Genomic DNA, 22,936 nt, shown 5'->3' with positions numbered 1-22,936 from the left:
ATTGAATTTCTACTTTTTAGATTCTCCGTTCAAATATTTAGATTGATCCCTATATTCATCCATGCGATCTATATCAACTTTTTCAAAAGACTTTTTTAACATCCATCTAGGTCTTTCTAAAGTAAGTTCCCAAGCAAAAAGTTCCTTAAACAGCTCCCTTACCATTTCTGGGTGATCCGCAACCACATTATTGGTTTCAGAAATATCATTTGGAATATTATAAAGTTCAGCGGGCCTATCTGGATATCTAATAAGTTTCCAATCTCCTTTACGAATTACACCCCTTGCATCTTTTTTCCAAAATAACGTTTTGTGCGGTCTATCTTCATTTATACCATTGATGTAAGGCATAAGGTTTACACCGTCAATGTCTTTTAATTCTTTTTCATTACCACCTGCCGCCGCGTAAAATGTAGGTAGCAAATCTAAAGTACTTATTGGGTAGTCATATACCGTATTCGGTTGCAACTTACCTGGCCACTTCATTAAAAAGGGTACGCGTATGCCACCTTCTAAGTGGCTGGATTTAGTGCCACTTAATGGATAGTTTACACCGGCATTTTTATCGGTAGGACCACCATTATCATTTGTAAATATGACAATGGTATTATCTTCAATACCCAATTCTTTTAATTTATCCAGAACCTTACCACACGCACGATCTAGTGCCAAAGTCATAGCGGCAACAGTCTTTCGTTTACCTTGTAAATAGGGAAATTGATTTAAATCATCTTCCGTGGCATCCATGGGCGTATGAACCGCATTAAAAGATAAAATGGTAAAAAACGGTTTAGATGCTTTTGCATTTCTCTCTATAAAATCTACAGATTCTTTTGCCAATGCATCGGTCAAATATTTTTCTGGCTCTACAAAATTACCAAAACCACGTTCCATTAAATCCAATTCACTCGCAGGCGCATCAGAATATGGAAAATAACTTCTTGCACCTCCTCTAAAACCATAAAATTCATCGAAACCTCGCTTGGTAGGGTGAAACCTATCATCACCTCCTAAATGCCATTTACCATAAAACGAAGTAGCATATCCTTGCTTTTTCAAGTAATCCGCTATGGTTATTTCTTCTACGGGTACGCCCATTTCCCTATTGTCCACTGCAGATACAGCACTCATATAACCAGGTACATTATTTTCTTCAAAGCCAAATCTTTGTTGATATTTACCTGTTATCAACCCAGCTCTAGACGGACCACATGTAGGATCGGACACATACGCTTGTGAAAAGCGTACGCCTTGTTTTGCCAGTTTATCTAGATTTGGTGTCTTCATTATTTTACTACCATGAAAACCAAAATCAGCATAACCCGCATCATCGGAAAACAATAGCACTATATTCGGTTTTTCCTGTGCCGAGGTACATACGCCAATAAGGCAAAATACCATGAATACTATTTTTTTCATTAACATCTTTTTAAAGTTCAAAATATCTTTGAGAAGTAAAGCCGGAGACATACCCCGGCTTTGTTCTGCATTCAAATTGAAATAAGTTACCAATAATTAATATCCTTCGTTTTGAATTAGTGCCTCGGTTCTATTAATTTCCGATTGCGGTATTGGTAAATAATACTGCTTTTTATCAAATGGCCTTGTTTCAATAGTAAATTCTTCAAAAGAGACATTCTCATCCAAATCTTTTGTCCAACGCAGACCTTTTACGTCAAAACCAAGATTATCTTCATTTAACCAACGTCTCTCATCAAAGAAGTTATGGCCTTCAAAAGCTAGCTCTACTCTTCTTTCCCTTTTGATAGCCTCTAAAAGTTCTGCCCCACTAGATGTAATAGCTGGTTGTAAAGCTCTTTCTGAAACTCTGCTCACATATCTTCTTGCCGTCTCTTCATCACCAGCCCTAAACGAAGCTTCTGCATAGTTTAAATAAATTTCAGCAAGACGATAGATAATATACGGTCTTCCCGGACTAGCTTGTTTTACATCGGTACCTAAGGCTTCGTTTTGGAATTTACGCATTGCATACCCTGTTGTAGAACCGTGTCTAAAGTTTCCTAATGTTTGCTGATCTTGTGAAAAAGAATCCAAACCATCTGGAACAACGGTGTTATCTACAGAGATAGCGTAATCAATAGGTCTTCCCCTAAAATTAGCCCCTTGATAATTAATATTGGCATAAAAGCGCATTTCACGATTTTCGTAAGGGTTTGCCGCATCATAAGAAGGACTATCCGTAGTACTACCATCTTCCATATTATAAACCAATGTGTAGTTGTGCAATGGGGTAGAAAGACTCCATCCATCAAAACCTCTTGGCGATTGTGCATTGTCTGGTTGGGTAGTTACATCTGTACCAAAACCGAACACACTTCCTCCAAATGGTCTTGCGAACAAAATATCTTCATTTGCCGATAAAAATAGTTCTTGGTAAGCCTTTGCATTTGGGGTACTTATTAAATCCCTGTCTCCAACCAAATCGATAACGGCCTTGGCCGCAGCGGCAGCATCTTGCCATTTATCAGGTTTGTCATAGGTATACAATTCTAAATTAGATGATTGTGGTGCTAACGAAGGATCATGCAGGTCACTGGCAGCATATAGCAAAGTTCTGGATTTAAGCGCCAAAGCAGACAATCTTGTAGCCCTGCCAAATTCCCCACTATCTCTGGTCAAAGGTAGAAGCGGCGCAATAGCATCTATTTCACTTACTATAAAGTCTACAACATCTTGGTAACTGTTACGTGGAATGTTAAAATCATCATCCAAGGTTGCTGCCGATGTCAACAATGGTACCCCACCAAAGAACTTTAGTAATTTTGAATACTGGTTAGCCCTTAAAAAACGCATCTCTGCCTTTAAAGCTTCAATTTCTTCAGGATTGTTTAGCTGCGCCTCACTGCCTTCAACTAATTCCAGAAAGACATTTGCTTGTCTCACATACGTCCAAAGATCTTGCCATTTGCGACCCAACTGCCCCACATTCGCAGATGTCCACCCTCTAAGTACGGCGAATTGATCTAAAGCTTGTGTTGTTGCATTAAAATTCATTCTAGCTTCAAAAGAAGCAATTTCCACATTCATGTACCTGGCCCAAAATTGACTTCCGGCCCCAAAAGATTCAGTACTGTTATATGTGGTAAGCAGCAACAATTCTACTTGTTCGGGCGTGCTCAATACCAAGTCACTGGCAAAAGAATCCCTTACATCTATTTCTAAACTATCTTCACAAGCACCCAAACTAAAGAGAATGATTGTTAGCACTAACGCACTATATCTTTTAATCGATTTATAATTTTTCATGATCATTTTTTTTTAGAAACTAAAATTAACACCTATGGAATACGTCTTTAACGGAGTATAACGAGCTCCTCTAAAATTGTTATAACCCGTAGCTTCAGGGTCAAGACCCAAATCCCAAATATCAGAGAAGAAAGTAGCTAGGTTATACCCCCTTGCAAATAAGCGTACATCTGCAAACTTGATTACGTCACTCTTAAGCGTGTATGAAAGTTCCACTTCTTTAAGACGAACAAAAGAGGCGTCAAAATAATAAATATCGGCAAAGCCAGAAGTACCATCTACCTGCCCACCACTTATAGCATCACCTTGGGCAAAGGCTCTTGGATAAATTGAATTTCTATTGTTCGGTGTCCATCTTTCATTGAACACAAATTCCGGTTTTGATCCAGATTGATCAAAGAACACCAAGGTTTCCGCTTCTGCCTGGCCTTGGAACAAGAAATTTAAACCAAAAGCTTTGTAATTGATCCCCCCAAATACACCATATTGTACTTGTGGTATGTTAGAAGTCGATGTTCTTATAAAATCATTTGCGTTGGCTACACCATCATCATCTATATCAAGGTAAATTGGCTCTCCTTCTACAGTACCTTCTCTTTTTATTTCTGTGGCATCTACTTGGGCTTGATCTCTAAAAATACCATCTGTAGGATAAACCAAATATGAATCTATAGGTTTACCGCTTTGCTTTTGTGAGTCCAATATATTATCACCCTCCGGTAACGAAATTACTTCGTTACGAGCTTTGGTAAAGTTCATTCCTATATTATAAGAAAAGTTGTCGTTTACCTGATCGTTCCAAGCCAATTCAAATTCATAACCCCAACTTCTTGTCTCTCCAATGTTCTCTGCCGGTATTTGACTGTTTTGTAATCCAATGAATCCGGGAATCGCACCTGATCTGTTTACCAGAATATCCGATCTATCTTGCTCGTAGTAGTTTACATCACCCGACAATCTGTTGTCTAAAAATGTAAAGTTCAACCCAACGTTCCACAGCTTAGCAGTTTCCCAAGTAACATCAGTATTTGCTAACCTAGCAAGATTATAGGTGTTGAAGAAATTCTCTCCACCCGCGCCCAATACATAATAATTTGGAAATCTTGTGCCCAATGGATTATTGGCGTTTCCGGTGTTTGTTCCAAGATCGAACAAGGAAAGAAACTGATTGGCACCAATACGATCGTTACCCATTTCTGACCAAGAAGCCCTAAGTTTTAAACCGTCTATCCAACTAACGTTTTCTAAAAAGCCTTCTTTATCAATTGCCCAAGAAACGGCGGCACTTGGAAATGTACCATAACGGTTACCCTCACCAAATCTACTAGACCCATCATATCTCATAGTAAAGTCTACAAAATATTTTTTCTTAAAATCATATGAAATGGACCCAAAGAAATCCTGTCTTTTGAACTCAGAGCTAGTTCCGCCAGATGACTGCCTATCATCATTATTACCTTGAAATAATTCTCCTCTGCTAGCATCTGGAAAACCACCAACTTTTGTAGCAAAGAAATTGTTAGAATCGTTCGTTAACCTTTCCATACCTACGAAAGTGCTTATTGAATGGTCACCGAACGTATTGTCATAATGTAAACGTGCGTTATAAATTTGCTCATCGAATTTATTAAAGCTCTCTGTCAATATACGTTCCGTTCCTTGTTGGTTAGAACCAATTCTAGGCTCAAACGTTCCATCATCTGATTGGGCGTAAAATGTCCACGGTGTATACCAAGATTTTGTATTGTTCTCTATTTTTCTAAATCCTGTAAATCCTTTTATACTTAAGCCTTTTAACACTTTATCCAAATTCCAATCTACCGTAAAGCGGCCTGTAATGGTAGTAGTAAAGTTATCTTCAAAACCAGAAGCATTGCTAGACGTCAATATAGGGTTACCTTCATCACCACCACGTGCCGGCAGCCCATTTGAAAATCTTGCTATTTCATTTGGTGGCAGTCCAAAAATTAGTTTATAGATATTATTGGCGTCTACACCTGGTGACGTTCTTTTGCCAAATCGTGTAGATAGATCAACACCTAATTTAAAGCTGTCCGTTAAGTTCACATCTATGTTAGAACGAAGTTGATATTGTTTAAACCCTAGAGCACCTGAACTATACAGGCCTTTTTGGTCTATGAAATCTCCACTGACAAAATATTTAGCTTTGTCCGTACCACCGGATACAGAAAGAGAAGTTCTTGATTCCGGTGCGCTTTTTGCCAAAACCTCATCGGCCCAGTCCGTATTTGGAAAACCTGCAATTTGCTCCGGAGTAAAAACTGGGTCAGCATCGGCACCATTAACCCTTGCATTTATTTCATTTTCATATATAGCGAACTGATTTACATCCATCAATTCCGGTCTTCTAGTAAAGGATGAAATATTGTAAGCATTAGAAAAGTTTATTTTTGGCTTTCCACTCTTACCTCTTTTAGTAGTCACCAAAATAACCCCATTGGCCGCACGTGATCCGTAAATAGCGGCGGAACCATCTTTAAGAACCGTAAGAGATGCAATATCTTGTGGTGCCAATTGCGAGAACGAACCTGAAGGAACACCGTCTATAAGAATCAAGGGACTGTTATTACCTAAGGTAGACTTTCCCCTTATCAAGATAGTAGTGGCATCGTCATCCGTATTGCCCCCTGCACCATTACCAGCACCCGGTACTCCTCCACGGTCACTAATAATTAAACCAGAAGCCCTACCTGCCAATGATTTGGCAATATCCTTACTTGAAGACTGTTCTATGGCTTCACTACTAATGGTGCTTACAGAACCGGTAACTTCCCCTTTTTTCTTGGTCGTATACCCAAGAACAACTACCTCGTCCAATTTAGAGGCATCTTCTTCAAGGGTTACATTGATTAAAGATTGCCCATCTACCGAAATTTCTTGTGTAGCGTAGCCTATATAGGAAAAAACCAATACTTCACCATTGTTTACGGTTAATGAGTAATTTCCATCAAAATCTGTTTGAGCCCCGGTAGTAGTGCCTTTTACCAAAACACTTGCACCCGGCAAAGGACCTTGAGCATCTGAAATAGTACCGGATACCTTTAACTCTTGAGCCATAATACCGGTTATGCCAAAGAATACACATAGAAAAGTACAAAGTCCCATTCTATGAAATTCTTTAAAATAAAAACCGCCCCAACTAGGGTTGTTTTTCTTTACGATTGCTTTTTTCAATTTTTCCATAAAGCTTTCTGTTGTTTATTTAAGTTTAGTTTAAGTATTTCATTGTGTTTACTTGTTTGAATTTGAGTACGATACGCTATACCCTTAACCCATCTTTAACAATTACTTTACAAAAGAAGTGGAAGCTGTCCTGTTTCAACACCAAAAAATTACCTAGTACTAGCATTATTCTAACCTTTTTGATTTCTTACTAAATTTTAGGGTTAAATTTTGCGAATATAACATTATGGTATGTGCATTTTAAACACATAACCAAAAAACCTGTTTTTAACTAAGAATGAATAAAAAGACGTGACCAGGAATGAATTATTTACCGGTTATTGATACAATTACCGATAGCAAAAAAGTATAAAAAGTGTAGATAGTGTAAAAACCGGTTACTTTGAAACCTCCATAAATTCTACAGGAGCACCATTGTGGTCTATAAATGCAACACGAACACCATCAGCGGGAGCAAAAATTTCCACCAATATATTTCTACCCAATAAAGCCTCTTCAAGGTTATCTACCAAATAAGCTACATGTGGCATTGTACGCATCATTTTCGGCATCGGGCTATCGGCATCGAACTTCACCCATTCCACAGCATATTCATCGGTATTAAAATCCGTGTAATGAATTTTACCAGGCTTATAATAGCCGTCCCAATCTTTTTCTTCTTGTGTAGGTACCCCAATATGACTGAACTGATATTTCATACTTCTAACTTTTTACAAAAAGGTTTATTTCGTTTCGTATTGCCGTAAAATGACCTTGCAAAGCTTCAAAATCCTTCACCTTGATCATTTGTTTGTCAAATAATGAACTGCCCATACCGGCGCCCACTACGCCCGCTTCAAAAAAAGATTTGATATTTTCCTGAGAAACTCCACCTGTTGGCATTAACTTAATTTGATTTAAGGGCGCCAGCACATCTTTTATGTATTTAGGACCCAATTGTGTTGCCGGAAATACTTTTACCGCAGATGCACCCAAAGCCCATGCTTTGTAAATTTCCGTAGGCGTATACGCACCGGGAAAAACCGGTAATTGCATTGCAACACATTTTTTAATGACCTCTTCATCTATAATGGGTGTGACTATAAATTGCGCTCCCGCAGCTATTGCCTTATCTAAATCTGCCATAGTACACACGGTACCCGCACCAACATTTAAATCAGGGTAATTTAAACGTAAGTCATTTATTATTTTAGCAACATTGGGCGTATTCATAGTTACCTCTATGGTATAGAATTTTGCAGCGATGTAAGCCTTTATAATTTGCCTTACCGTGTCCAAATCCAGCCCCCTTACAATACCTACGATGGGTGTAATATGATATCTGTGCCAAGAAAAAGCGGTATTATTTTGCATATATTTCCATTATGTTATTTTGCCCTAACAATAAAGCCTTTTCCAAAACTTTATCACCAAAACATATTACTTGTGCAGCATTAAGCACACTCTCTAACGCCAATTTGTACATACTATAAAAAGGCTCTGGCGCCGCAAGAAAAACGTTATGTTCCATGTCTTTTAAGTAAGAGAGCTCATCACCTATAAGCATACCGCTTAAAAAATAGAAATTATCTTTTTTGTTGGCATCATCAAGTATATGCCTTGCCCTTACAGAAAAAAGATGCGCACTTAATTCTCCCCTAAAACCAATTTTCAGCCCTTGCTTAAATGCATCATGCCTTTTGTTGATCCAATGACACTTTTCTACACTATTAGACAGAATACTATTGCAAGACAACAACTCAAAAACCTCACCTGTCATAAAGCTTTTAAGGGAATTAAACTCCCCGTTTAAATAATGAACATGCTTACTGTGCGTGCCTGGCAATATGAGAATACCTGACCGATAAGACTCTAAATATTTTGAGAGCCCTAAAGCTTGTATTTCCTCCCCGCGCATCATACCAGTTTCGGTTTTTACCCCAGAAATCAAAATAATATCCAGATTTTCTTTGAACGGTACTATTTCCCACTTTAGACCTTCTCCCTTATCATTGAAAGGTACCTCACCATAGGGCAGTTCCTTCATTCCAATATTTGAAGAAGCCATACCAGCAGCTACAATTAAACCCGCTTTATGGTAATCATCAAATTTATTGATTTGACTTTCTAGATAATTTTTAAAAAATTGAGTTTGACCTATTTGATTTTGCTGCAAGAATTTTTGGTAAACGACTTTTACTCCCTGATCTGTCTTATGTTCAACTAATACATTGAGTGTTTCGGTCGCTACCAACTTAAGCCTAAAATTAGAGGTACCCCAATCACAACTAATAAAGTAATCTGGTATTTTCATCTGTTCAAAGCAAGTGTAACTCTCTTTTTGACCAAATAATCATCTAGCGCATAAGTAGAGCAATCTACACCAATACCACTATTTTTTACTCCTCCATGAGGCAGATAAATATCATATTTTACACCGTTGAGCTGAACCTCACCAAATTCTAACTTCTCAGCAAAATAATTTAAGGTATCCTCATTTTCAGAAAAAACATAAGAAGCCAAACCGGCATCTGTATTATTCGCCAATTTAATAACCTCTTCTTTCGTATTAAAAGGAACAATAATTGCTACGGGACCAAAAATTTCGTGTTGTAATATCTCAGCATTATTATTTTTCATGCGAATAATGGTAGGTTCAAAATAATAGCCTTTTCCTTCAATAGAATTACCACCATATATAAGTTCACCACCTTGCTTAATTGCTTCTTTTATAATAACCTGCACTTTTTTAACCGATGCTTCATTAGCCAAAGGTCCCATATCAGGTTTGTTTTCACGACCGAATCCTATTTTAGTATTACCGAACCTTTCTGCCAAACCCTCGGTAAAATTATCGATAAGCGATTCGTGTACAAAGAAGCGATTAGGCGCTACACAAATTTGCCCGGTGTTGCCTATTTTTAAAGCAGCTCCAATAGTTATGGCCAACTCTAAATTAGCGTCACCCATTACTATAAAAGGAGCATTACCGCCACACTCCATACTATATCTTTTAATAGATGTCCGTGCACTTTGCGCAATCAGCTTTTGTGCCGTTTCAGTAGAACCGATCATGGTAATCAGTCTTGGTATAGTACTCTCACATAACGGAATACCAACATCTTTTAAATCTCCACAGATTACATTTACAACGCCGGCGGGGAAATTAATTTCTGCACAAAGCTCCCCAATAATATAGGCCGACAATGGTGAAAATTCAGATGGCTTTAAAATAATACTAGACCCAGATGCCAAGGCAGGGCCCAGCTTAAAACCTAAGTTCAGCAACGGAAAATTATATGCCAAAAAAGCAACGGCAACACCTAGTGGTTGTGATACCATCTTGTGCTCATGACTACCCTCTTTATCTTCAATAGGAATATCCTGCCTTAATTGAATTTCTTCAGAATAGTATTTTAATGAGTTAATGATACTAGTAAGATCCTCTTCTGAACCTTCCCACGTTTTGCCCATCTCATACATGATACTTTCACGCAGCAGATCACTATTCTCTATTATTTTGTTTCTTAGTTTATCAATCCATTGTAACCTTGTGCCTAATGGCATTGCAGACCAAGTTTCAAAACCTTTTTGTGCCGATTTTAAAGCCCTGTTCGTATCTTCAAAACTTGCCCATGCAATGGTGGCCGTAGGTTTTTCATCTGCCGGACAAATAACCTCAAAAGTCTTTCCATTGGATGCTTCTGTTAATTGCCCATCTATATATAATTTTTTATGACCGAATTTCAATGTCCCCATTATTTATATTTGTTTCTTTCTCCTTGAATTTTTTTAAAGCGTCTAGATCCACATCTACACCCAAACCTGGTGAGTTTGGCACGTTGATCAAACCATTCACTACTTTGACATCACTCTTTGTAACAATATCCCGCAGTGCATTTTCGGTTCTGTCCAATTCCATCGTTGGTAGTTCGCAGTACATTCTACCGGGGTTCATATCCAAGTTGCCCACAAAGTGTACGGCAGCGCTGATAGCGATCCAAGTACCCCAAGTATGGGGAACAACATCCTTGCTATATGCCTGCGCCAAGGTTGCTATGCGCTTAGCTTCTGTCAATCCGCCGGTAGCACAAATATCTGGCTGGGCAATATCTACGCACTCGTTTTCAAATAAGCGTTTAAAGCCAAATTTTAGATATTCACATTCACCACCGGCAATTGGTATTGTAGTATTCTCCCGTAACCTTCTGTAACCTTCATAATCTTCTGGAGAAACTGGCTCTTCAAACCAAGATATATCAAATTTTTCAACTTTTTGAGCAAGTCTAGAAGATTCTCTATAATTGTAGGCATGATTAGAATCTATCATTAATCTAATGTCCGGACCAATGGCTTTTCGTATTGCAGAAATATACTTAATGTCTTCTTCTACTCCCAGACCTACTTTCATCTTCACCGCCTTAAAACCTTGACTTTTATACAATAGCGCCTCTTCAACCAATGTTTCTTCAAGATTTCCTACCCTAGTAAAATATAGTCCTGTTGCATAAGGTTGAATTATTGGATTTTTAATTCCGCCCAATAACATAGATACAGGTTGCCCCAATAACTTGCCTTTAATATCCCACAATGCAACGTCTATTGCACTTATTGCCGCCTGAAGACTGCCACTACGAGCATAATCCAATGAGCGGCGATACATTTCTTGCCATAAAATCTCATGGCCCAAGGCGTCTTTACCTAGAAGAAAAGGTGTAAAAAATTCAATTCCCGCCTTAATTACACCTGCCGGTCCATAGCCTTCTCCCCAACCATAGGTCCCATCTTCTAAAGTAACTTTTACGATACAAATTCTACGCGTATCATACTGCCATTGAGAAAAATAGAAAGGAGTGTCTAACTTATGTACTATGATATAAGGTTCGATTTTTGCTATTTTCATTTTATATATTGTTTACTTCTTGAAATCTATTGCCATTACAACCTAACCTCTTCTTTTTAATAATTTGCATAGCCCAATATGCATATGGCCAGTATGAGAACAAACAGACCTATTAGAAGTATTGAAAAGGGTTTTTTAGCGTTTTTCCATTCGCCTGCCCTATAGGCCCAAATATTACTGATTATCAATGCCAGCCCCAATAAAATGGGCCAACCTATTACCGGTCCCATTTTACCCATTAATGCCGCACCCTGCCCATAAACCCCTAAGGCACAAAACCAAAAAATACCGGATACTATGGCCCAGGTATATGCCTTGCGGCTGTTTATAGTCTTATAGGAAGACCACGAATTATTTTTTGATAATTTAAAGATGGCATACCCGCCGTTCATAATGAACGCCCCGATCAAAACAACTACCCATGATGCCAAGCTGGCATTTTGAGCACCTACTCCATAAAAATCAACGGCCCTACTAGCTACAGGTGCCGCATTGGCAAAACCAACATTTAAAAAGGCAGAAAGCACACCGGACGCCACTGCAATTGACACTCCCGTTTTTATAGCTCCTTTCTTGGAGTTTTCGGTAATGCTCAACTGATCTCTTTTCACCCCCGCAACGGCGGTAATGGCAACGCCCACCAATAAAAGGGCGACCCCTATTAAAATTATAGGAAATGTAGGCTGGGACATTGCACCATCAATTTGAAATAACGGTATGATGGATCCCATAGATGCCGCTAAGCCCATTACAATTCCGTATGTAATAGAAATACCCGTCTTCTCTACACTAACGCCAAACAAAATTCCGCCAATACCCCATAAAAAGCCATAAAAAGCTGTTACCAACAATACATTACTTTCTGTACTTGAGATAACCCCGAACAAATCTGGAACAACCAAAAAAGCCCATAGCATTGGTACAAATATCATTGCAACAAAGGCATGTACCAACCACCAAGCCTCCCATTTTAAAGGAGCCATATATTTCATGCCCAAGCCAAATGTTCCTTGAAAAAAACTTGCTAAGAGCACCAATATCAAAGGAAGAAATTCAATATTCATAAGTTTACTTTATATAAACAAAGAGCAATTAGATACATTTGCACTGTTTGGAACTACCTTGTACAAATACAATATTACCCTCGTTTCAATTTCATTTATAAGAAAGAGATGAAGCTGATTTAATATCATTTTAAAATGATAATTAGATTCTATTACATTATTAAGCATTGAAAATAAAACACGGCAATACCTGTAAAATACTACCGTGATCATATGCAACAACTAACTCAACTGTAATAATTGACTTAACTCAACTAACAAGTCAAAGTACGTGGTTATCAAGAAGAGCCACTATGCAATTATTAACCTACGACTGCACAATATTATCATTTTGATAAAAATCAAGCACTCAAACAGATAATTTAGGTGTTTTTTAAACTTTTTATAATATAATCCTAAGAAGTAGAGGCAATTAACAATCTTAGTTAGAAAACCAAAACAACAATAAAACAAGTAAACCGCCACTAATTGCCACAATGCCGGAAAGTACACTGAACGACCTTAATAATCTGGTCACTGAAACATCATGAACCTCTTTAAACAGCCAGAAAAAACTACTGTTTACGTGTATAATACCTAAAGACCCGGCACCAATTGCGGCAGCTGTCAATTCAGGATTCAAAACCCCACCAGTTACCAAAGGGGCAGCTATAGAAGCGGTAGTGATTAAAGAGACCGTTATTGATCCCGTAACCGTAGTGAATAAAAAACTCAGTAAAAATGGAATAATTACACCTAATATAGAAAGACTGCCCATGTCCACTTCCGAAAATAAGGAGTTGACAATCTGAGTATCTTTAATTACCTGACCAAAAGCACCACCTGTACCAGTGATGAGAATGACTATGGCGCATTTTGCCCCAGCAGACTGAAAATATGAATTTAGATGTGTTGAAAATTTTACCTTACCAATTAAAGGAAGTGCAAAGCATACCCCTATCATTAATGCCCAAACCGGATTTTTGATAAAATCAATGAACGGATTTTTCACATGAAATATGTTGCCTATGGACATTAAGATCAAAGGTACAATTAGGGATGCAAAAGGCAATATCCGTTTATACCCAACCAATTCTTTTTTATCCAAAATTTCATGGTCTTTTTCAATTGCTACAGCACTTTGTCTATTCAATTTTACTGAATTCAGCTTTATCCAAATTAAACCTCCAATAACTGCAACAAAAGCGACCATAACATTGAATGGTATCATTTCACCAATGTTAATTTCTAACAGTGCCGCTACCGCCAAAGGACCTGGAGTTGGAGGAATAAGTGCATGCGCAACAGTTAAGCTCATTGCCAGAGACAAGCCCAATACCAAAATTGACTGACCCGACCTTTTTGAAAGTGCTACCATGGTAGGTAATAAAGTTAGATAGGCAACGTCCATAAATACCGGTATACCAACCAGAAAACCAATTACTGCCATGCCCAATGGCAATCTATTGATTCCAAAAAGCTTTATGATACTTTCGGCAATAACATCTGCACCACCGGTCTCTGCCAATATCTCACCAAGCAGTGTACCAAATAGTATGACCAAACCTATCCACTTTAAGGTGTTACCAAAACCACTTAAAAGACTTTCGGTTACCATCTGGACCGAATTACCTGTTGCCAAACCTAAAACCAAGCCTGCAATCAATAGCGCAGGAATTGGATGTACCTTAACTACCGTAACACCTATTATTAGCAATATTATGCAGCCAATTAAAATAAAAAGGGAGGTCATATACTTTTAATTCTATGGAATATCAATTGCAATTAACGCCTATAATTAACATTCCTTCACAAACTTAATTGAAACAACGATCAACAACACCTTCACAGTTATCTAGCAGATGCACTATTTTAACTTATAATCAAACGTCATTTAAAAAGGCGCAAACCAAATAGAAATATTAAAATTGCGAATTGATATATTCTCTATACGTTTTCTAACTCTACTTTTTGATTTGAAATATAGGGTTCCATATATTCAGTAGGTGTCATATTCATTAAGGCTTTAAACTGACGATTGAAATTTGTGACCGTATTAAAACCGGATTGATAGCAAATTGTAGTAATCTGAAGTTTACCTTCTATTAATAATTTACAAGCGTGCCCAATTCTAATTTCATTTAAAAACTGCACAAAAGACTTTTGGGTTCTTTTCTTAAAATATCTACAGAAAGCATTTGGCGCCATATGGGCTATAGATGCCACGGTTTCTAATTCTATCTTATTTTCAAAATTTTCATTGAGATATGATATTATTCTGGCCATACGTTCTTTTTCACTCTTTTTATATGAGTTATCAAAACCATTGGAACATAGAAAACTGAAATTTTCGCTTACCGATAGAATATCCAATATCTTTAACAATCCCACAATTCTAGAAAGTCCTTGTCCCCTAACAAGCCCCATCATATGTGTATGAACCAAATAGGTTGCTGCCTTAGAAAATTTGAGACCCCTATTTGAATTATCAAAAAGTGTCTGCAATCTTTTTGCTTCAGGCAATTCTTTAAAAGTTTCGCCTAAAAAATCGCGTTCAAATTTTACAACAATTAAATCTGCTGAGTTATTTTCATCTATACCATCATAATATTCCCTGTGGTTTCTGAACAAATGCGGCACATTACTACCTATCATATAAAGTTCACCCTCCTCAAAATTACCAATTGAATTACCTACATAACGTGTACCGGTACTTTTTAAAAAATAGATAAGCTCTATCTCTGGATGAAAATGCCAATCTTGCTCAATACATGGTATTGTATCTTGACGTGCTAAAAAAGAATTTTCCGGTTTTCTATCGGTTTGTTTATAGGTTAGCTTCATTATTCGCAGTAGTAAAATTTATTAGCTAAAAAATCCAGAATTAATAATGCAACAATAAATTCACTTGATTTTTATCAAATATACAAATTATAGATAATTTAATACTATATGCCAAATTACAACCATTACTTATGACAACTTGTTTATTATTACTACAACATACATAACTAAATTTAAGACGCATTTATTGATGGTCCGTTTCCTTTAAACACTTATAATTTTAAACGGGATACGCACCCTTTTTAATAAAATGATAATGAAATGAAAATAAGGAATTAAGCCTAAAAACTTTAATCTACTAGTGCTCTAACTCTGCAATTGTTTTTAAAAATATGGAATGTCCTTTTACCACTGCATTTACTTCCTTTGCATCATTTAAAATTAGGTGCTCTTGATTTGGGAACAATTCTTTTAAGGCTATCTCGTATAGTTTTAAAAGTGGCGAAACAGTATTTAAAATAATCTGTTGATGTTCACTCTCTATATTAGACAATTCTTCACCTATTAACAAACCACTTAAAAAGTAAAATGCCTCGTTTTTAGAAGCTTCGTTTAAAATATCATTTGCACGTATAGCAAACAACTGTGCCGTTAATTCTTTTTTAAAACCTAGATTTAGTCCTCTAACAAATTCTTTTTTTGACTTTGGAGACCATTGCTTTTCTTGAACACTATTAGAGAGAATACTACTTTTAGACAAAAGCTCAAATAGCTCACCTGTCATATAGGTCTTAAAATGAACTATTTCATTATTGCAGAAATAAATATGCTTACTATGAGTACCCGGCAAAAGCAATACACCTTTATCATATTTAGCAAGAATAGTATGTAAACCAATTACTTGCGTCTCTTCTCCGCGCATTACATCAACTACATCTCTAACACCTGATATTAAAAGTACATCTGGCGAAGTAGGATTGGTTATCAATTTCCAATGTAAACCATTGCCCGTAATTGAAAAAGGAAGGTTTGCATAGTCCATTTCCAACATGCCTATGCTAGAAGAGGCCATACCAGAAACAACAACTAAATCTTCTTGAAATTCCAGCGGTAAATTCTTAATCAGTTCTATTAATGTCTTATAGAAATAACTGAACTGCCCTTTATCGGACGCTTTTAAATAATCTTGATAGACCGCCTTAATACCTACATGGGACGAAAACTCGGCAAGTGTGCTCAGCGTTTCTGTCTCTATGACTTTTAATCTAATGTTGGTGGTTCCCCAATCACAGCTAATAAAGGTTAAAGGTATTTTCATTTTCTAGTTTACCAATTTGTAAGAGAGCCATCGTTTCTGTACAACCTAGGCACTTCTATCATTTTAAATTTCTGTTCAATTGCCAGGTCTTCATTAAACTCAACACCTAGTCCCGGAGTATCGGGCACTCGGTATCTGGGACCTTCTAATTGATGTTGCACCGGATAAAACTTTGGTGCGTTCGTTCCCATATACTGTGCAGGCGTATTAACTTCCTCCAGATAACTAAAATTAGGACAAGCTGCGGCCAAATGAATTGAAGCCGCCGTACAGATCGGACCTAAAGGATTATGCGGCATAAGATCTACATAGTGCGTTTCTGCCATTGCAGCTACCTTCATAGCTTCGGTCAACCCACCAACGTTACATACATCTACGCGTGCATATTGCGCTATATTATTTTCTAAAAACGGCATAAATTGCCATTTACTGGAGAACTCCTCACCTATGGCAAATGGCACATCAATTATACGCCTTAGCTCTTGATAAGCACCCGGGTTTTGATCGCGAATGGGTTCTTCAAGAAAATCAATAGTACCGGTAGGCATTTTTTTCATGAACGAATAGGTCTCAGCAATGTTCAATCTGGTATGGTAATCAACGCCTATGGTAATTTCATTACCGACTTCCTTTCTTAAACTGGTAATCCAACTAGCTAGTGTAGCTATTGATTCCCTTGGTTCAAACCTACTTTTATTTTCTTGAGACTCAAATTCTGCCGGTGCAAGCCTTAGTACTTTCCAGCCTTCTTTTACGCATATTTTTGAATACTCTAAAAGTTCTTCTTTGGTCGTAAATCTTACAGAGGCAAAGCATTCTACATAATCTCGCTGTTTTCCTCCTAAAAGTTCATATACCGGCACCCCTAAGTGTTTGCCTTTTATATCATACAGAGCAATATCTATAGCCGATATAGCGGCCAACAAAACCCTGCCCCCTTCAAAATATTGGCCTCTATACATTTCTTGCCAAAGAGCACCAATTTGCCGAGGATCTTTGCCTATTAAAAAACCTTTAAAATGTTCTATTGCACCAACAACGGCCATCTCCCTTCCTGACAAGCCAGAACAACCTAAGCCATATAGGGCATTATCAGTTTCTACCTTAACGACCAATTGTACTCCACCACCTTCAATATTTATTGGATACGATTTTATATCGGTTATTTTCATAAATGTGCGTTATTTTAGTTCTCAGGGATTATACGTTCTACCTTGCCCACAATAAATGTATAGGAAATTAAACCCAATAAGGCCAATGCCCCTATAAAAAAGAGTGCAGGACTAAAGTCGCCATCCTGTACTAAATAGCCTATAACTATAGGTACCACCACAGCAGACAAACCACCAATAAAATTGAAGGTTCCCCCTATTAATCCTATATTGTTTTTTGGTGCTATCAATGACACAAATATCCAAGCGATACTTGCCAGTCCGTTTCCAAAAAAGGCTATTGACAAAAACACTATTATCAACGTAGTATTTTCTGTATAATTTGCCCCTATTATTGCTATTGACAGCAACATACCGGTAATTATAGGTGCCTTTCTTGCCACCTCACGGGTAAAGCCTTTTTTAATTAAATAGTCTGAAGTAAAACCGGCCAACAGTACACCAAAAAATGCTGCCAAGTAAGGAATCGATGCATAGAAGCCTGATTTAATAAAATCCAATCCCCTGAATTCCACCAAGTATGTAGGAAACCATGTTAAAAAGAATATAGTAGTTGCGCCCAAACAAAATTGCCCAATATATAAGCCCCAAAGTTTACGGTATTTAAAAGCATTTGCTAAATCTGACCATTTAAATTTTTGGGTATCGTCCTTATCTTTGGTAACTATCAAACCTCCACCATCTTTAATGTGTGACAACTCGGCCTTACCAATTTTTTTATGGTTTTGTGGATCACGATAGAAAAAATACCAAACTGCCGCCCAAAGTAGACCTATTATCCCAGATACGATAAACAACCCCCGCCAACCCAGGGCATCTTGAATCAAAGTTAGTACCGGTAATAAAAAAGCCATACCCAAGAATTGTCCAGAGGTATATGTTGCTATAGCAGAAGCTCTTTCATTTTCAGGAAACCATCTTGTTACTATTAAATTATTGATCGGGTAAGATGGCGCTTCAAACATGCCTATACTTGTTCTTAGACCCAATAACGCCGTAAAAGAATTTACCAAACCCTGTACCAATGTTGCCAGTGACCACAACACCATTATAAGCGGATACAATATTCTAGATTTTACCTTATCCGCAACAATACCTCCCGGTATTTGAAGTAAAGAATACGTCCACCCAAAAGCAGAGAAAATATATCCCATTTGAATGGCGTTGATACCTAATTCTTCTTTTAACGCACCAGCCGCTATGGATATATTAGTACGGTCCAAATAATTTATTACCACAGTAATAAATATCATAACTAGAATATTGTACCGTTTTTTACCTATACGTTCTTTTGAGCCTGGCCCTACATTACCCATATATCTTATTTTAAATACTAATATCTGTTCGCCTTATTAATTTTTAACCCACCTCATTAATACTACACTATTTAATACAGGTTTTCGCCAATTCATAAATTGACCATACCAATGTTATAGTATCCTAATTTTTAAAAATTAAAAATCTTGAAGATTAGTTAAAATTCTGATCCAAATATGTCTTTAACATTTTTAATTACCTCATCATTCTATTCCTGTAATCACTACTCGATGCAAATAAATTTTACAAAAATTAAATGTTCCACAACGCCATTTCACGTATTTCAAATCTAGACCTAAACCTTAGAGGGAATAAGTAATATTTATTCAAATACTATAACAAATAGGCTAAAAGCGTTCAAAAAATGTTAGCGATATTCAGTAATGATTTAGAGTTCACATTTATGATGACTTTACTTGTAATTTAATAACTATGATACGTTAAGGTAAAATAGAAATGAGCTGTATAAAATTATTATTATTGGCTACCAATAACGCAGCGGTATCCCCATACTTAATGAGCTGCATATCTTTGGCATCATGCGGTGCAAAAAAGCCGCTTTCCATTACCGGAACCACATTAAAAGCTCCTTTTCCGTTTCCCTTTAAAAACAGACCCACTCCTGCATCATTTCTAGGGGTTTCTATTTCAGATGCATACAGGTTGCCAGAGACCAAAAGGTCTTGTTTTCCATCTTTATCAAAATCATCTGCTATAATATTGTTAATACTAGAAACTTGTGCCAATTGTGGCAGTAAATGCTTTTTGAACGATTTTCCTTCTATATTCTCAAGGTAATAAGATGCAAAAGTATGTGCCTTTAAGTGCAAAGACTGTTCTAGATCAGCTCCATAAATTGTATTTAAATCTGCCTCACCGAACGACTTAAAAGTGGGGAATTTTTTTTCTAATGAAGGCATTTGTTGAATAGAACATGATCTTCCCCTAACAGGAAACAGTTTGCCATGCTCATAATAACTGAGCACAATATCGTTTAATCCGTTTTTATCAAAATCACCGCTGTATACTTCAAAAGGAGTTTGTGTAGATGCTTTGTATTTATAATTTAGCCCCAGGTTACCTACGATAAGGTCTTCATCTCCATCACCATCCATATCTCTGTGTACAACTTTATAGTACCAACCCTCGCTATTCTCAAGCCCCTTCATTTTATTTCTAGCAAATTTTCCCGTCCTATCTTGCAAAAATATAGTTACCGGCATCCATTCACCTACAACAACCATATCCAATCTAGTATCACCATCGACATCTACCCATGTTACCGAAGTGACCATACCTAAAGTTTTAAGTTCAGACGCCTTTTCTGCAGTTACATCTTTTAAAAAACCGTTCTTATTTTCTAACAACCTACTACTGGCCGGCTGCGGATAGTTACCGGGCACAAGTCTACCTCCAATAAAAACATCGTGGTCACCATCGTTATCAAAATCAGCTACCTCTACTACTGAACCGCTACTACCATCTTTTGGAATGCGATTGGCTGCCTTGGCAAATATTCCTTTACCATTATTTAGGTACAGTCTATCTTGAAGGTATTTACTGCCAGATTCAAATTCATTACCGCCACTAACTACTAAAAGATCCAAGTCCCCATCATTATCAATATCAAAAAATGTACTTCCCATATCCTCAGAAGCTTTATCTTCTGTCCATATACCGTCCGTAACCTCTTTAAAACCTGAATGTTGCTGCATGAATAACGAACCGGAAAAACCTGCGGCGCCACCTATATAGAAATCATCCAGCCCGTCTGCATTTACATCTCCTACAGCTATTGAAGGCCCAAATGTGGACATTTTATGTGGCAACAGAATTTCCTTTTCAAAATCATCATATTTATTTTCTTGATGTCTATAATTCAATTTGGCCTTTTTAGTACTTGTCACAAAAAGTTTACGATTGCTTTTAGCAGTCAATTCAGAGTTCCCTTGCCTCAAAGTTCCTTTGGTGAGTGTCAAAAGTTGATTGGCATTGACATCTCTCAGTTCTTCAATAACACCATCTGGCCATTTAACCTCTATTTTATCTATAGCTTCTACTTCACCCAGACCAAAATGTGCTATGTCCTCACTTTTGGACATATACCCTCTTGTATTCGTAATCTCTATCATTTGCCACAATTCCGTGTTTTTGAACAGCGTAATCCTTGTTCCGTAAATGGATTTATTCTCATCTACATTTAACGCTACACGAAGGTAATTGCCCTGTTTACGGTCAATGGTATTATTTCTGTACAGAAATGCCTTCTCATTAATATTGTTGACCACTATGTCCAAATCACCATCATTATCCAAGTCTGCATATGCCGCCCCATTTGATAGGGATGGAAGATCAAATCCCCAATCTTCTACAGTATTTTTAAAGGTCAAATCTCCATTATTCCTATAGATATAATTGGTCAGTTTATCTTCTGGTGCCATTTGGGCCAGGGCCAAAACATCTACCACATCTTGAAATCTTTTACCGGTGTCTTGAGCTACCTTTTCCAAACTGTCCAAGATTACTTCATAGGTATTATTGACATCACTGTAGCGCATATTTCTTTTAATACCGTTGGTAACAAATATGTCTTTTAGGCCGTCGTTGTCAAAATCTGCAATTAACGGTCCCCAACTCCAATCCGTATTAGAAACCCCGCCCAACTGCGCCAGATCGCTGAACGTACCGTTACCGTTATTTCGCTGAAGCGTATTGAACATATATTGATAGTGCCCCCCATTCTTGACAATGGCCCAAAAATCTTCCGGATTCATTCCACTCATGTTGGTTTTTATACGTTTATGATCTTCGGCCACCATATCAACCACCATGATATCTAAATTACCATCATTATCATAGTCGGCAATATCACTGCCCATACTAAAATTAGATATATGCTTGAAGCTTTGTTTTAGCACATCTTTAAACTTACCATTGGCAGTGTTCAAGTACATATAATCTGGCCTGTCATAATCATTGGTCACATAAATATCTGTCCATAGATCATTATTGATATCTCCAATAGCGGCAGAAAGACCATGGGCCATATTTTGAGTACCGGAAAAAGCGGACACTTCCACAAAGCCCTTCTCTTTACCTAAATTTCTATAAAGTTTATCACTGTAACGGGTATTTGTATTTTTTAACGGTGTTTTACCTCCCTTTCTATTCCCGTAACTTGGTGGTTGGTTCACCAAGTACATATCTAGCCAACCGTCTTTATCATAATCAAAGAAATTTGCCTGAACGGCAAATCCAGGATCTGCCACATTATACTCCTTTGCCATTTCAGTAAAAGTTAAGTCGCCATTGTTTACATACAAAAGATTATAGCTTACCCCCGTATTATTTCTTGCGCTCTTACAGATATAAATATCTTGAAATCCATCTGCATTGACATCGGCAAACGTTACCCCGGTAGACCAAGATTTTTCCAGTAAAATTCCGCTACTTTTCGTAATATCCTCAAATTGAAGATTTCCTTTGTTTACATAGAGTTGATCGTGTACTTGATTACCGGTAAAAAATATATCTAGTAAACCATCATTATTGATATCCGCAACAGCAACACCTGCACCATTTACGAACTTCTCGTTCAATAAATGATTATCTTCTTGGGTTTCTATCAAGCTATTTTCAAAATCAATATTGGAATACGTATGATCGATCAACGTAAAACGTTTATCAGATTCACTAACAGGCACACTCTTTTCCTTATTACATGATGCCAATAGTACTAGACAAAATATCGACATCATAGAAATACACTCTTTTTTGACCATTATCCTTTTCAATTTTATTAAAGATGTTTACAGTGCCAAAGAACCTATAACGTTCCTACACATAAACACGTCTAACCACCATTATACAGTAGAAACTACATGTTCCGCCACGATTACGAATTACAATATAATGCAACTTACCCTTATAAATTTGATAAAATATCGAT

The 22,936-nt window shown here is 37.2% G+C and carries 15 protein-coding genes; all 15 read right to left on the bottom strand.

Going from position 1 to position 22,936, the window contains the following annotated elements:
• Positions 1–9: 9 nt before the first annotated feature.
• Positions 10–1,419 carry a sulfatase gene (locus PXC01_RS04600; protein ID WP_276471188.1) on the bottom strand — a complete coding sequence of 470 codons (1,410 nt, stop codon included), beginning with the start codon at positions 1,417–1,419 and terminating at the stop codon, positions 10–12.
• A 96-nt stretch (positions 1,420–1,515) separates the two neighbouring features.
• The gene (locus PXC01_RS04595; protein ID WP_276471187.1) at positions 1,516–3,267 is read right to left on the bottom strand and encodes a RagB/SusD family nutrient uptake outer membrane protein; all 1,752 of its coding nucleotides are present in this window, start codon (positions 3,265–3,267) and stop codon (positions 1,516–1,518) included.
• Positions 3,268–3,279: 12 nt separating this feature from the next.
• Entirely contained in the window at positions 3,280–6,471 is a 3,192-nt protein-coding gene (locus tag PXC01_RS04590) for a SusC/RagA family TonB-linked outer membrane protein (RefSeq protein WP_276471186.1), read from the bottom strand.
• 377 nt (positions 6,472–6,848) lie between these two features.
• A complete protein-coding gene (locus tag PXC01_RS04585) occupies positions 6,849–7,169 on the bottom strand; it encodes a VOC family protein (RefSeq protein WP_276471185.1) in 321 nt (106 codons plus the stop codon).
• A gap of 4 nt (positions 7,170–7,173) precedes the next feature.
• Positions 7,174–7,824 (bottom strand): bifunctional 4-hydroxy-2-oxoglutarate aldolase/2-dehydro-3-deoxy-phosphogluconate aldolase, encoded by a 651-nt coding sequence (locus tag PXC01_RS04580; protein ID WP_276471184.1) that lies wholly within the window; start codon positions 7,822–7,824, stop codon positions 7,174–7,176.
• On the bottom strand, positions 7,814–8,764 hold the full coding sequence (locus tag PXC01_RS04575) for a 2-dehydro-3-deoxygalactonokinase (RefSeq protein WP_276471183.1): 951 nt from the start codon (positions 8,762–8,764) through the stop codon (positions 7,814–7,816). The genes PXC01_RS04580 and PXC01_RS04575 overlap by 11 nt, the downstream gene beginning before the upstream one ends.
• Positions 8,761–10,209 carry an aldehyde dehydrogenase family protein gene (locus PXC01_RS04570; RefSeq protein WP_276471182.1) on the bottom strand — a complete coding sequence of 483 codons (1,449 nt, stop codon included), beginning with the start codon at positions 10,207–10,209 and terminating at the stop codon, positions 8,761–8,763. The genes PXC01_RS04575 and PXC01_RS04570 overlap by 4 nt, the downstream gene beginning before the upstream one ends.
• Entirely contained in the window at positions 10,184–11,353 is a 1,170-nt protein-coding gene (locus PXC01_RS04565) for a mandelate racemase/muconate lactonizing enzyme family protein (protein WP_276471181.1), read from the bottom strand. The genes PXC01_RS04570 and PXC01_RS04565 overlap by 26 nt, the downstream gene beginning before the upstream one ends.
• A 56-nt stretch (positions 11,354–11,409) precedes the next feature.
• Entirely contained in the window at positions 11,410–12,417 is a 1,008-nt protein-coding gene (locus PXC01_RS04560) for an L-rhamnose/proton symporter RhaT (RefSeq protein ID WP_276471180.1), read from the bottom strand.
• Between the two features lie 421 nt (positions 12,418–12,838).
• Positions 12,839–14,149, bottom strand: coding sequence for a GntP family permease (locus tag PXC01_RS04555; protein ID WP_276471179.1), 1,311 nt, complete (start codon positions 14,147–14,149; stop codon positions 12,839–12,841).
• A 194-nt stretch (positions 14,150–14,343) separates the two neighbouring features.
• On the bottom strand, positions 14,344–15,240 hold the full coding sequence (locus PXC01_RS04550) for an AraC family transcriptional regulator (protein ID WP_276471178.1): 897 nt from the start codon (positions 15,238–15,240) through the stop codon (positions 14,344–14,346).
• 298 nt (positions 15,241–15,538) lie between these two features.
• Positions 15,539–16,498: a 2-dehydro-3-deoxygalactonokinase gene (locus PXC01_RS04545; RefSeq protein WP_276471177.1), complete on the bottom strand. Its 960-nt coding sequence runs from the start codon at positions 16,496–16,498 to the stop codon at positions 15,539–15,541.
• Between the two features lie 8 nt (positions 16,499–16,506).
• Positions 16,507–17,670 carry a mandelate racemase/muconate lactonizing enzyme family protein gene (locus PXC01_RS04540; protein WP_276471176.1) on the bottom strand — a complete coding sequence of 388 codons (1,164 nt, stop codon included), beginning with the start codon at positions 17,668–17,670 and terminating at the stop codon, positions 16,507–16,509.
• A 14-nt stretch (positions 17,671–17,684) separates the two neighbouring features.
• Complete coding sequence (locus PXC01_RS04535; RefSeq protein WP_276471175.1) at positions 17,685–18,986, bottom strand: MFS transporter; 1,302 nt, start codon at positions 18,984–18,986, stop codon at positions 17,685–17,687.
• 441 nt (positions 18,987–19,427) lie between these two features.
• Entirely contained in the window at positions 19,428–22,745 is a 3,318-nt protein-coding gene (locus PXC01_RS04530; protein WP_276471174.1) for a VCBS repeat-containing protein, read from the bottom strand.
• Positions 22,746–22,936 lie beyond the last annotated feature (191 nt).

Origin of the sequence: Maribacter huludaoensis (genome assembly GCF_029350945.1) — a bacterium.
GTDB classification, from domain to species: Bacteria; Bacteroidota; Bacteroidia; order Flavobacteriales; family Flavobacteriaceae; genus Maribacter; species Maribacter huludaoensis.
Note: the sequence above shows the minus strand (reverse complement) of the source record. Positions and strands in the feature narration are given on the sequence as shown.